Consider the following 12,440-nt stretch of genomic DNA (forward strand, 5'->3'; position numbering starts at 1 on the left):
AGGAACGCCATGAGCAGACTCGAGGGCAAGGTCGCCTTCATCACCGGGGCTGCTCGCGGCCAGGGCCGTAGTCACGTCCTGAAACTGGCGTCCGAGGGTGCCGACATCATCGCGGTCGACCTGTGTGCCGATATCGAGACGGTCGGCTACCCGCTGTCCACGCCCGAGAACCTGTCCGCTCTGAAAGCGGTTCTGTCCGAGGGCGAGGCGGAGCTGGGAACGGTCGACATCGTCCTGGCCAACGCCGGGATCGCGCCGATCGACTTCGACGCCGACCCGGAGCAGACCACGTCCTCAATCAGGAGAGCCCAGCGCCACGCGCGCACAAGCGCCCGGCTCGTGCTGCCGTCACCGAGCAGGAAGTCCGGGCTCTGGTGGACCGACGGATGAGGACGACGTCCGGACGGCAGGAGCACCTGATCGACCTGGGAGGCACGGTCGTGGATGTGCGGGCGCTGCCGGACCTGCAGGGGTGACTCACCAAGCCGCGTTTGCTCAGGCCATTCCCTGCGTCCGCAGCCATTCAAGGTCTGCCTGGTCGCGCTGCCGTCGCTGCTCGTCCAACGTGAACAGCTGATCCGTCTTGGCCAGGACCAGCGTGTACGGCCGCCCCGATCGCACTGTCACATGGGTGACCGGCAACTCAGCGCCGTCGATCCGGCCGTGGAGGTGCTGACGATCCCGTTTCGCCAGCGGCCACTCCCGGCGCTTGTCCGAGGCATCGGCGAGGAACGACTTCAGCTCTACGCACAGGGGACACGCGCAACCGGAGGGCAGTTCGATCGACCAGTCGGTTTTCGCCCGGATCGGAGCATCGACGCGAGCCTGCAGATGCCCGGCGACCGCTCGGCCCAGCGCCAGGAAGGGCGGCTCCCAATCCGAACCCGCGTCGACCTCGACCGCGTTTCGCAGCGCCTGCAGCACGCAGTCGGCGACCAGGTCCTCGTACTTGAGGCAGTGCTCGACAACGTGTTTCGGCACGCGCTTGTCACCCACCGCCAGCGCTGCCCGCAGCAGAGCGCTGAGCGGATCGCCCAGGCCGGTGAGAGCTTCCCGGCGAATCCGGAGCGACTGATGGGCGGCCGCTCGTTCGATCAGCCGAGCCAGCGATGTCCAGGACCGAACCACCAGATGACGCGCGATGAGACGACATTCACGGCGCGCCTCGGTCGATCCGAGGAGTGCGGAGCATAGTTCCGGCAGTTCGGTGAGCCAGTTCTCCCGACGATCCTCGCCCAGGTAGAACGTGTAGTCGTCGGATCCGAACCAGTCTTCCACCAGGTCCTGGAACCAGGCGCTACCGAATTCCTTGACCAGGCGACCCAGAGCAGCCGCATGCTCGCCCCGGACCCGCTCGATCCGGAAGGGTTCCAGAAGCAGTCGCGCCACCTCGGCATCGCCCAGGACTACGCTGAGTTCGATCGCATCGCCCAGCAACTGCCGCTGCTTGGCCGAGGTGCGAACCGCTCCGGCCCAGAACGGCTCCAGCTCCCGGGCCTGCTGCGCGGCCGCAACTGGATCCGAATGGCGGGCGATGCTGTGCAGCTCTTCCAGGGCCCACGCCGGATCCGCTTGCGCTCTGATCGCGAAACGCCGAGCAGCAGGCCACATCACCACCGCTGCCCGTCGGTACCAGCGATCGAGGGTGTTGCCGTAGTTGCCCATGTAGCCCTCGTACTCAGAGCTCTCCGGCTCCATCGACGAGTTCGGGGTGATCGCGCAGACCTCTGAATCGCTCAGGTAGAGGCCGGCCCCGGTGACCTCCCGGCCCTGGGCATCTCGCCACCAGCTGATCCCGATCTCAGCTTCGATCAGGTCGTTGACCTGGTACTCGTCCCCCTCGGTCTCGCCGTAGTACCCATCGTCCTCCCACGCGTCCCACGTTTCCTTGATCTCGCTCAACCCGAGAACGATGTCGCACTCGGCCTTCTCAGCCGCCTGCCGCAGCGCAGCCACCGCAGCGGCATCCGAGCCCTTGAGCTTCTGCCAGGTCAGTCCGTGCTCGGAGTACTCGTGGTCGAGCAGGAAGGCCAGGTGCTCCGGGCGACTGGAGGTGGTGGGGCGCAGCGGCTCGTCGAAGTGCGCCGTGATCGCTGCGGCCAGCCCGTCAATCACCTGCGCTTCCGCCTGTCGAAGCCCAGGATTCCCCTGCAGCATCAGGTTGTACGTCAACGTGACGCGGTAGCCGGACTGCACCGGCCGAACCTCGTGCCGGCAGTCGGCGTAGAACCCGACCAGCGAGATCCTGTCCCTGAGACCGCGATACACGGTCTCTTCGCCCAGATGGTGCAGCACCAGCTCACCGCCGGTGTGCTCGGTCGGCAGGGTCACCACCAGGGTGGCAACCATCGCGTCGTCCTTTTCCGAATCCTGATGCGGCAGGAAGAACTGGCCCTCTTCGTACAGCAGCATCGAGTGCAGCTCGGCCCGGAACCAGCTCCCGCGCGGCAGACCGAGCTCCGCCCCGAGCGAGGCAAGTTTGTGCTCCAGCGCACCCTGCCAGTCCACCGACACCAACTCGACCGGCACCTGCCAGGTGTCCCGCACCGACGGATCGGTCAGCGTCTCCTCCCGCCGCCCGAAGCGGGCCGGCTGGCCAAGACCACGCAGCTTCTTCGCCTGGGCCGTGGAAACCGGCAGCTTCAGCCGGCCCAGGCCAGCCACCTCCACCCGAAGTTCAGCCGGCTGCATCGCCGTCAACTGCACGCTGGCAGCCGCCTCGCTCTGCTTCGAGAGCAGAGATGCCAGTACCTCACGGGGCGCTGCCACTACGACGAACTCCTTCTCCAGCCGGAGGGCCTCACGGAACGATCCGGATCAGCCTGTCAGTCCGCAGCAGAAATCCCCATGTCCATGGCGCGCTCGGAATTTCCGCTACTAGAACGAAAAGTCAACATCGGGCGCTGCCCCAAGAGTCCAAAGTTCACGACAGTCCGTAGCGGAAGGGGCACTGGTTCAGTACTCTTCCCGACCTAACCGACATTTGAACCATGCGGGGAGCAACCGGTGTCCAAGATCGACGAGCTGGCCGAACTCATCAGCGGCATCGCCGACCAGATCGATACGGCAGCCCAAGCCGGCAGCGCCTCCGCCCTGGAGGCCGAGCAGGTCGGCTCCACCGCCGCGGCACTCGGCGCCGAGGGCATGGCCGAGGTCAAGAGTCAGCTGGACGCGCTGACCGCGGGACTAGTTGGGCCTTGGTCGACCGTTCCGCGCGAAGGCCGCATCGTCTTCTGTCATCCCAGTTCCGCTCTTGCCTCCGGCTCGTAGAAGTACCGGTGCAGCGCGGCGTAAGCGGTTGCCGCGTTACCCCCTAGCCAATACGCGCGGATGATCATGAAGGGCAGGCCGTCGGCACCGGGAACGAACCGGCCGGCGTAATTTCTCAAGCGGGTGTCCGGCGTCGGCAGGGCTTTCACGGTAATCCAGGGCGTGTGGTGGGCACGCGCTTGAATCTCGGTCACCGCGTGCCAAGGAACGAAGTGTTCGAGGACCAGGACTCGGTGGTAGATACCGCTCTGGGTGAGGACGACCCGCCCACGACCCGTCCGCGCCATAGCCACGAGGTACCAAGCCAGGGAAGCGCCGATCGCGACGCCCAGCACTGCGATCAAGCCGTTACCGGAAAGACCGGCGGCAATCGCGTAGCCCCACACCGCGAAGGCGCAGATTCCCGCTACCGCACAGAGCCAGTAGTAGGCCCACCCCGAGTAGACGAACATCACCCCCGGCTCGCCCTGATCGTTGACGCCACGAGCTGGATTGCCGGCAGGGGATTTCGGCCAACGCATGGTGTGCAACGTCAAACCCATGATGTGGCCGAACAACAGCGCCGCCAGCACCCAGTTCAGCGTTGCGAGGTGAGGGCCATGTCCCAGGTCGTCCCAGACCAGCCATAGACTGAGCGCGGTCAGGAGGGCGAAGAGCATCACCGTGGCGATGCGCCCGATCGACCGGTAGGGCTTCGGCCATCCCGCCGGGGGATCCTCCTCTTGCCCCGGAATGAAGCCTTGCCCGCTACCGGAGCCCATCATCAGAAGATTGCCTTCCAAGCTGTCTTTGCACCGTTGCTAATGGCGTCTGCCGTTGTGGATCCGGCGTCGCCCACCTTGTCACCGACCCACTGGCCGCCGCAGGTACCCCTGCTCGTCCTCGTCAAGCCCCAGCACCCGGCCGACCGAGGCAAGTACTTCGTCGGAAAACCCCGATCCGCTGCCCTTCTCAAGTCTCGTAAACCACTCGACGCTGACCCCCGCCAACATCGCGACTTCTTCGCGGCGAAGTCCGGGAACACGTCGGCGAGCACCACCGGAGATGCCGGCCCGCTCCGGCGAGATTCGGGCACGGCGGCTGATGAGGAAGCTCCGGATCTCTGCCTGGGGGCTATCGGCTGGTTTCACCGGCTCAGACTACGGGCGCGCGAAGGTCTATGGGAGGCAGCATTTATACCCCCTCAATCTACTGGCTCCCCACCGGCTCGGGGTGGACGGTTTCCTGTTCGGTATGCGAGCAACTCTTCTTCACGGCGCAGGCGACGTCCGCGTCGAGCAGGTTCCCGATGCTGTCCTGAAACACCCGTCCGACGCGGTGGTGCGCATCCTGGCCTCTACCGTCTGTGGTTCTGATCTCTATCCCTACCAGAACGGTCCCGGAGCCAACGGGCCGGTCACCATCGGTCACGAAATCGTCGGTGTGGTCGAGGAGGTCGGTGTCGAGGTCCGCACCGTCCGGCCTGGCGACCTGGTGATCTGCCCCTGGGCCTTCTCCGACGGGACCTGTGAGTTCTGCCGGGAGGGCCTGTACACGTCGTGCGTCAACAGCAGCATGTTCGACCTGGAGCCCGATGTTGTCGGGCAGGCCGAGGCGACCCGGGTCCCGTTGGCCGACGGGACACTGGTCCGTATTCCCGGCGAGGTGGACGAGGCACTCCTGCCGTCGCTGCTCACCCTGGCTGATGTCTTCGGCACGGGGTTTCACGCCGCCGCGTGCGGCGCGGTGAAGGCCGGTAGCACGGTCACGGTGATCGGCGACGGAGCAGTGGGGCTTCTGGCGGTACTGTCGGCCCGGCTTCTGGGTGCCGGGCAGATCATCCTGATGGGTCGGCACAAGGCGCGCACCGACCTGGGCCGTCAGTTCGGGGCGACACACGTCGTAGCTGACCGGGGCCCTGAGGGCATCGAGGCGGTACGGGCTCTCACTGCGGGGCGAGGCTCCCAGATCGTGCTGGAGGCGGCCGGCGCCCGCTCTGCCTACGACCAGGCGCTGGGCGTGGTGCGTCACGGCGGGGTCATCAGCCGGGTCGGGATGCCGCAGTACGACGAGGCACCGATCGGCATGGCGTCCCTCTTCAGGCACGACATCCGACTGGTCGGTGGGGCGGCTCCCGTGCGGGCCTACATCGAGCGCCTTCTTCCTGATGTCCTCGCGGGAACCATCGATCCTGGGAAGGTTTTCGATGTCTTCACCGATCTGGACGGCGTTCCGGAGGCCTACCGGCTCATGGCAGGCCGGCAGGCTCTCAAGGTTCTTGTGAAGCCCTGAGGTATCAGCTCTTCACCGTCCTTGCTCGGGCGGTGTCGCTCACTCCCGTACCGGCATCTCGGGTGCGGCGCGCCGCCCGAGCTGCATGGAGCGGCGAATCTGGCGCGTCAGAGCTTCGATGTCGGCCAGCAGGCGAGACACATCAACCCCGGCGTCCTGGGACGCACCGGAGAATGCGTGCACGAGGAAGTGCGTGCAGGCGTTCTGCAGTTCGGCGCCGGCTGGGGTGAGTTCGACCAGCCGACGCCGTCCGTGGCTCGGGTCGTTTTCCACCTGGCACCAGTCGTTGCTGATCAGGGCCGGGAGCATGCGGCTGACGACCGCGTCGGAGACACCGAGTTCGACAGCCAGGGCGTGCTGGGTCGAGGTTTGGCCGTGGCGCAGCGCGTGCAGGAGACGGTAGCGCGACTGTGAGATCCCGAACCGGGCCAGGAGCATGGCGTCCGCCGCCTGGTCGAGTTCGCTTGCCAGCCGGTGGACGGCCAGAGCTGGGTCCTGGCTCACGTCCACGTCTGACCTGCCTGCCTCATGCGCCGCTTCACAGGAACGGAGCCTAGCTGGCGGGCACCGGTCGCAGAACTCCGCTGCGTTCACGCAGCCAGGTCATCAGCACGTCGTTGGTGGCTGCGAGAGCTCGGCGGTCGGTGTAGAGCAGGTGGGGGGCGTCCTGGATCATGAATCTGCTCACCTGGTGTACCGGGACGTCCCGGATCAGGTTGTCCACTGTCTGAGGCGGGATCAGGTCGTCGCGTGATGCCTGAAGGACCAGAAGCGGTCTCACGTAGGTGGACAGGGCCCGCATCGCGGCAGTTGATCCGCTGGGCAGGGTCTGGCCTCGCCATTGCTGGGCCTCAGGAGTGAGCGTCACCGCGGTCATGGTGCGGTCATCCCCATCGGGGTAGTTCGCCGGCACGAGGAGGGCGGCGCCGGCCACCGGCCGGTGCTGCAGGAGCCGGGACACCAGGTAGCCGCCGAAACTCATTCCGACGACGAAGATATCGGTCTCCGGCGCCTTGTCGGCAAGCACGTCGTAGGCTGCCGCCGTTGCCTCGACGAAGGACAGACACGGCAGATCGTCTCGTGAACCGCTCGAGCGCCCGTGCCCGGGAAGGTCGAAAGCCATTGTGGCGAAACCATTGCGGGCCAGTTCCCGCCCGAGAGCAATCTCGTAGTTCTGGATGGACCCGGTCCAGCCCTGCACCAGCAGGACCGAGGCGATGGGTGCATTCCCTTCCGGCTGCGCGAAACGCGCCCAGAGCGTCTCCCCGCCGCCGGCGAACCTCACTGTTCCTTCATCGACCAGCGGATCCGGCCCCGGGGCATGTACGGCCGCGAGCATTTCTGGTGTCAGGACCGGCGCAGGTGCCGAGGCCGCAGGCGTGGAAGTGGTATCCATACAGGCTATCTTGATGAGTCAATATTGCCATGTCAAGATAGTGTCTTTTCTGGGTAGAATTGACCGACTTTCGCCCGCCTGCTCCAGCAACGGGCGAGGATCGAGGTTGAGGAGGCGCTCTACGGCGTTCGTTGCCGAACTCGCGCATGCTGCTGGGCAGAACGGTTTCTGAGGCGTTCCGGCCGTTGAATGCACTTCTGGCAAGAGCCAGGGCCTACGATGGTCCGTAGCGGGATGGAGAGGCTCAGCAAGACCGGCTGGGCACCTGTGCAGCCGGAAGATTGACAATGGCTCCCGGGTCTGAGCAACTGGTGACGATGCACCGCAGTTCGTTGAGTTCGTTCCGGGACATCACCGGCCGAAGTCCCACCGTAGTACTGGCGGCGACTGGCACGCTGATCGTGAGATTCGTCGAAACGGTCAGTTCGAGACAGTGAACATGCGGGCCACGAACCATCCGGATCGTCACCTTGTGGACAGTTGCGGGTCTGTGAAACGGGTGGATGACGATCTTGGACGACATCGAAAGGCATCGGCAGTCAAAGTTATTCGGGCCGTTTCCCTCCGGAACGGCCGTTCCGCAGCATGACAGCGGGATGGGCCGCGGCTACGCGCACCCAGCCACGGAGGCACCTGAACCGCATGGACGGAGACGATTGCGTCTACGGGGGAAACCATCCAGATCACCTGACCCACTCCCGTACCGGGCTGATAGGACGGGCAACCAACCGGCGGCAGGGAAGTTCTCAGTCGAATCCTCGAGGGAGAGGAGCTGGAAATCCGGTCCCATAGTCCCGAAGTTGCTGGGGTACTGGCTGCGGTGTCGCTGCGGAGATACCCGAAATCAGCAACTGCAGAGCGTGCGCCGAACGTGATCCGGGCTCAGTGCCATACACCATCAGCCGTTGCTCGGTGTCGTCTGCCGGAGTGAGGGCCTGATAGCTGACCTCCACGTCTCCGACGAGCGGATGGTGGTATCGCTTTGTCCCGGTGCTGCGCTCGTGCACGCGGTTACGAGCCCACAGCTGTCGAAAGGCCGGGCTGGAGATCGACAGGTCTCCGACAAGTTGCGCGAGCGCAGGGTCGTCCGCATGCCGTCCGGCGTCGCTGCGCAGCATGGCCGCAGTGTCGGCTGCGACCTGTTCCCAGTCGGAGTACAGCTCGCGGGCATGCGGGTCGAGGAAGACGAAGCGGGCCTGGTTCCGTTCGGTTACGGGCAGGCTCGAGAAGTCGGTGACCAGCAGGGCAGCGAGCCGGTTCTGTCCAAGGACGTCGAGACGTCGGCCAAGCACGAACGCGGGACGATGTGCGGCCTGGAACGTGTCCAGCAGGCCGACCGTCGCACGGTGCAATCGCTGTGGCTTGGCCGGTCTCCCTCGGCGGGGACGGGGACGCGCGATGGCCTGAAGATGGGACCGTTCGACCTCGTCGAGTTGGAGCGCGCCCGCGATGGCGTCGAGCACCTCGGGTGAGGCGCTCTTGCTTCGTCCTTGTTCGAGTCGGGTGTAGTAGTCAACACTCACGCCGGCCAGCATGGCGAGTTCCTCGCGGCGAAGACCGGTCACCCGGCGGCGTCCGGCTTCGTCAAGACCGGCCTGTCGTGGTGTGAGTCGGGCGCGCGACGCCCGCAAGAACTCGGCGAGTCGAGGTTGCTGATCGGGCATGCCCCCATGCTGCCAGGACTTCCGGGCCGCAGAGCCGGTCAAGGGGTGCCCAATCTGTCCCAGGAATTCGTGGGCCTTCTCGCGGATGTCCAGGAGACCGAGGATGAGGGCGCCGCGATCTGCGGTACACCTATTGGGAGAGTGGGATTTTCATGTCTGCGTGGATGATCACCGGTGGAGCGCGTGGTCTGGGGTTGGAGATCACGCGAGCTGCGCTGGCGGGCGGGCAGCGGGTCGCTGTCGGAGCTCGGAGGCCGGAGCAGTTGCCCGACGACATTCGGGCCCACCCGGCTGCGCTCGCCGTGCGACTCGACGTGACCGACCCGGCGCAGGTGGAGGCCGCGGTTGCTCAGGTCGCCGAGCACTTCGGAACGATCGACGTGCTGGTCAACAATGCCGGACGCGGCCTGCTGGGCGCGCTCGAGGAGATCACGGATGCCGAAGCTCGTGCGGTATTCGACGTGAACGTCTTCGGCCTGGTGGCCATGACCCGTGCCGTCCTGCCGATCATGCGCCGGGCCGGCGGAGGAAAACTCGTTCACATCGGATCACGTTCCGGGTTCGAGGGGGAGCCAGGGGTGAGCATGTACTCGGCAACGAAGTTCGCGGTTGCCGGGATCAGCGAGGCGCTTGCTGCGGAACTGGCTCCGTTCAACATCCAGAGCATGGTCGTCGAGCCGGGAGTGTTCCGAACCGACTTCCTGGACCCCTCGTCCGTGCAGGTGCCTGCGAAACGTCTTGCTGCGTATGACGGCACGCCGGCCCATGTCACGCTGGACTGGGCCGAGAAGGCCAATCACACACAACTCGGAGATCCAGCCAAGGGAGGCAGTTTCATCTACCAGGTGGCCATGGGCGAGGTAATGCCCCTCCACCTGCCCGTAGGGCAGGACGCTCTGGACCGGCGGGAAGTGGTCAACGACCGTATCGCGCGTGAGATCGAGCCGTTGAAGGGAGCATCCGCAGCCACTGCGCATGCCTAGGAGTCCGGGCCCGGCCACCCACCGCAAGCGCTGGGTGGCCGGGATTGGCTGGGAACGTGACCTGGGCTGTGATCGCGTCCTTGGTCTTCACCAGGCCAGCTGTTCTCGAGCCCATCCGGGTCTGTTTGCCGACCGACTGGCTCGGATGGACGTCTTGGTTCGAGGCCTACGAGCTGATCACCGCCATCGCCCGCGCGGTGGGTTGGCCCGACCAGAACCACTTCGCCCGCCGATTTCGCGCACACTAAGGGCTTTCCGTATCCGAGTACCGAATCCGCTTTCGCTCACCGGCCTTTACCACCGGCGGGCTCGGCCCGGACGATCAGCAGGCCTGGCCGGACCCGGAGCCGGGTGATCTCAGCTGGGCCGGGAGAGCCACAGGTCGTAGGTCCCAGCGCCGGCGTAGTTCTCGACCATCAAGGTGAAGTAGCCGGAGCGGCCGGAGAGGACCACCCGTTCACTGGCGCTCGCGGAGGCTGACCCGGCGACGGCCTGCCAGGCGTTGCCGTCCCACCACCACAGGTACAGATCCTGGTCGGTCCCGGCGGTGCCTTCCAGCGAGGCGGTGATCGTGCCGGTGCCGGCCTGGTGCCAGAACGTGCCGTCCGGTTCCTGGAAGGCGGCCCTGCCATTGGGCATGGTGCCGGTCCACTTGCGGGCCAGGCGGTTGGGTGAGCCGGCCGGATCGGTGAGCACGTCTGGTACGGCAGCGTTGAGCAGGACCGAGCTGACGGTGGCCGTAGTGGCGGTGGGCGCGACCTGGAGGTAGAGGGCGGCCAGCCCTGCCACATGCGGCGAGGCCAGCGACGTACCGCTGCTGGTCGCTGTCGCCGTGCTGGAACCGATGCTGGCGGACGGGATCTTCTCGCCGGGTGCGAACAGATCCACGCAGGGGCCCCAGTTGCTGAAGGAGGCGCGCCGGTCCAGGACATCGCTTGCCCCGACCGTCAGGGCCGCCGGCACCGAAGCAGGCGAGAGAGTACAGGCATCGCCATTGAAGTTTCCTGCTGCGACGGTGTACGTCACGCCGGAGGCGATGGACGCGGACACTGCATCGTTGAGGGCCTTGGTGTAGCCGCCGCCCAGGCTCATGTTCGCCACCGAAGGGCCGCTGCGTGCTCCGGTCACGAAGTCGACGCCCGCAATGACAGCCGACGAGGTCCCCGTGCCGTCGCAGTTCAGGACCCGCACCGGCACCAGACGCACTTGCTTGGCCACACCGTAGGTCGCGCCTCCGATGACACCGGCGACCTGAGTGCCGTGCCCATAGCAGTCGTTCGTGCCCCGCCCGTCCCCGATGGCGTCATAGCCCTGAATCACACGTCCGCCGAACTGGTTGTGCGAAGCCTGAATACCCGTGTCGAGGACAAAGGCAGTCACCCCGGAGCCGGTGGCGACATACCGGTACTGACCGTCCCGGTTCCGGGTGCGCTGGTCGATCCGGTCCAGTCCCCAGGGAGCAGACGCCTGCACCGCCCTGGGGGTGGTGCTTGCGGCACCGTTGCGGTCGATGACCGGACCGGTGCGCCGGGTCCCGGACGGTTTGACCCGTGGAGGTTCGGGGGTGGGCTTGCCCAGGGCTCGGACCACGCCGTCGGGAACCACGTAGGCGACCGTGCGGTCGGCCCGTACGGTCTTCAGCTGGGCAGGGCTCAGCGTGGCGGCGAAACCGCTGAGTGCATGGGAGTACACGCTGGTTGCGCTGACCTTGTGCCGCTGTGCGACCTCGGTGCCCTTGGCCTGGTTCTTCAGGACCACGATGTACTGACCGGCGAGAACCTCGCCGCCCGCTCGTTCCAGCGGCGCCTCGTACGCCGAGCCCTCGGCCGCGGCGGTGCTGACCAAGGTCAAACCCGCCGTGACAACGGCGGTGACCGCCCGTTTCAGGTACGTCGTGGACATTCTGCTCACCCCGTGAAGACGCTGTGCCGGAACGTCTTCGGACGGTAGCGGGCCTGGCGCAACGACAGCGCAGAACCGGTGCGGACTCCATCGTTCGTCGGAGACCGGTGGATCGCTCCGGAACCGTTCACGCTCGCTAGGGTTGACATCGTGATGGCCAGGAACGTTTCTGGCCGAGGAACGATCGTCGGCGAGGCTGGCCCAGGAGTGAAGCAGCTTTTACTTTAACGAGCTCTGAAGCTCGGGCGAATCCACCAGTCGCACCTCGACCGGTACGTCCTTGGTCGGGCTGGCCTTGGCGCCGGCCCTGAGCGCGGCTCTTCTGAGCTGGGTGGCGTTCACCGTGGCGCCGGGTTCCAGTCGGTACTCGATCTTGATGCTGCCGTCGCTCTCGGGCCCGCCGGTAGCGGTTGCCACGCCGGGATAGTTGACCACGGCCCCGTAGATCTCCTGTGCCACCCGTTCCAAGGATGTGGCGTTGAGTGGGGCGCCCCACTGGACCTCGACGGGGCCGGTTGCCTCGGTCTCGATCCTGAGCAGGATCGCCGGGCTGGGCTTGTCGGTGAAGCGGATCCAGGGTTTGTCGGCATCGGGGGAGTGCCAGGCCGACTGGACGTAGCCGGAGTGCGGGTCCGCTTCGATGTCGTTCGAGAGTTCACTGAACGTGGTGCTGCCGTGGAACTGCTGCAGCGTCTCGTCGAAGGTCTGGCCGTGCTGCTCCGCATAGGTGTCCAGATCCTGACGCATCACCTCGTCCGGGGAGGCGACCACCGCGCGTCCCTCAATCAGGATCGACTCGTACCCGTGCGGGTTCGCGCTGGCCGACGGCACTGGCGAGCTCTGTGCGGCGGTCGGGATCTCGTCGGGGGACTGCGTGAGCACGACCGCAGCACCGTACGCGACCGCGCACACCGCGGCTGCGGACAACAGCAGGCTGGATCTGACGTGCACTCA

General features: G+C 66.2%; 11 protein-coding genes and 2 pseudogenes. 5 read left to right on the forward strand and 8 right to left on the reverse strand.

The features are described from left to right. Positions 1-9: 9 nt before the first annotated feature. Positions 10-255 (forward strand): annotated as a pseudogene (locus tag LR394_RS43855) (SDR family NAD(P)-dependent oxidoreductase); the annotation flags it as partial. Positions 256-495: 240 nt separating this feature from the next. On the opposite strand, the gene LR394_RS37640 reads toward LR394_RS43855, so the two are convergent. Continuing rightward, the gene (locus tag LR394_RS37640; protein ID WP_231449488.1) at positions 496-2,769 is read right to left on the reverse strand and encodes a 2OG-Fe(II) oxygenase; all 2,274 of its coding nucleotides are present in this window, start codon (positions 2,767-2,769) and stop codon (positions 496-498) included. A gap of 237 nt (positions 2,770-3,006) precedes the next feature. On the opposite strand from LR394_RS37640, the gene LR394_RS37645 reads away from it, so the two are divergent. Then, positions 3,007-3,270 carry a hypothetical protein gene (locus LR394_RS37645; RefSeq protein WP_231449489.1) on the forward strand — a complete coding sequence of 88 codons (264 nt, stop codon included), beginning with the start codon at positions 3,007-3,009 and terminating at the stop codon, positions 3,268-3,270. Here LR394_RS37645 and LR394_RS37650 read toward each other — a convergent pair. Together LR394_RS37650 and LR394_RS43460 are read right to left on the reverse strand one after the other, a co-directional pair. Beyond that, a complete protein-coding gene (locus LR394_RS37650) occupies positions 3,237-4,052 on the reverse strand; it encodes a hypothetical protein (protein WP_231449490.1) in 816 nt (271 codons plus the stop codon). The two genes, LR394_RS37645 and LR394_RS37650, sit on opposite strands and share 34 nt — an antisense overlap. A gap of 81 nt (positions 4,053-4,133) precedes the next feature. Next, positions 4,134-4,400: pseudogene (locus tag LR394_RS43460) on the reverse strand (helix-turn-helix domain-containing protein); the annotation flags it as partial. Positions 4,401-4,503: 103 nt separating this feature from the next. On the opposite strand from LR394_RS43460, the gene LR394_RS37660 reads away from it, so the two are divergent. Further along, positions 4,504-5,541, forward strand: a complete 1,038-nt coding sequence (locus LR394_RS37660; protein ID WP_407937199.1) for a zinc-binding dehydrogenase — start codon at positions 4,504-4,506, stop codon at positions 5,539-5,541. A 39-nt stretch (positions 5,542-5,580) separates the two neighbouring features. Here the strand turns inward: LR394_RS37660 and LR394_RS37665 are convergent, their stop codons facing one another. The 3 genes from LR394_RS37665 to LR394_RS37675 all read right to left on the reverse strand — a co-directional run bounded on the left by LR394_RS37665 (position 5,581) and on the right by LR394_RS37675 (position 8,601). After that, positions 5,581-6,045 carry a MarR family winged helix-turn-helix transcriptional regulator gene (locus LR394_RS37665; protein ID WP_231449493.1) on the reverse strand — a complete coding sequence of 155 codons (465 nt, stop codon included), beginning with the start codon at positions 6,043-6,045 and terminating at the stop codon, positions 5,581-5,583. Positions 6,046-6,094: 49 nt separating this feature from the next. Then, positions 6,095-6,937 (reverse strand): alpha/beta hydrolase, encoded by an 843-nt coding sequence (locus LR394_RS37670; protein WP_231449494.1) that lies wholly within the window; start codon positions 6,935-6,937, stop codon positions 6,095-6,097. 746 nt (positions 6,938-7,683) lie between these two features. Further along, positions 7,684-8,601: a helix-turn-helix transcriptional regulator gene (locus LR394_RS37675; protein ID WP_231449495.1), complete on the reverse strand. Its 918-nt coding sequence runs from the start codon at positions 8,599-8,601 to the stop codon at positions 7,684-7,686. Between the two features lie 152 nt (positions 8,602-8,753). Here LR394_RS37675 and LR394_RS37680 point away from each other — a divergent pair, with 152 nt between their 5' ends. Together LR394_RS37680 and LR394_RS37685 are read left to right on the forward strand one after the other, a co-directional pair. Then, entirely contained in the window at positions 8,754-9,584 is an 831-nt protein-coding gene (locus LR394_RS37680) for an SDR family oxidoreductase (RefSeq protein ID WP_407937200.1), read from the forward strand. A gap of 56 nt (positions 9,585-9,640) precedes the next feature. After that, positions 9,641-9,832, forward strand: a complete 192-nt coding sequence (locus tag LR394_RS37685; RefSeq protein ID WP_231449496.1) for a helix-turn-helix transcriptional regulator — start codon at positions 9,641-9,643, stop codon at positions 9,830-9,832. Positions 9,833-9,941: 109 nt separating this feature from the next. Here the strand turns inward: LR394_RS37685 and LR394_RS37690 are convergent, their stop codons facing one another. Next, positions 9,942-11,486, reverse strand: coding sequence for a S8 family peptidase (locus LR394_RS37690; RefSeq protein WP_231449497.1), 1,545 nt, complete (start codon positions 11,484-11,486; stop codon positions 9,942-9,944). Positions 11,487-11,705: 219 nt separating this feature from the next. Then, positions 11,706-12,437: a hypothetical protein gene (locus LR394_RS37695; protein ID WP_231449498.1), complete on the reverse strand. Its 732-nt coding sequence runs from the start codon at positions 12,435-12,437 to the stop codon at positions 11,706-11,708. Between the last annotated feature and the right edge of the window lie 3 nt (positions 12,438-12,440).

The sequence above is a fragment of the Kineosporia babensis genome, assembly GCF_021129305.1.
Taxonomy (GTDB): Bacteria; Actinomycetota; Actinomycetes; order Actinomycetales; family Kineosporiaceae; genus Kineosporia; species Kineosporia babensis.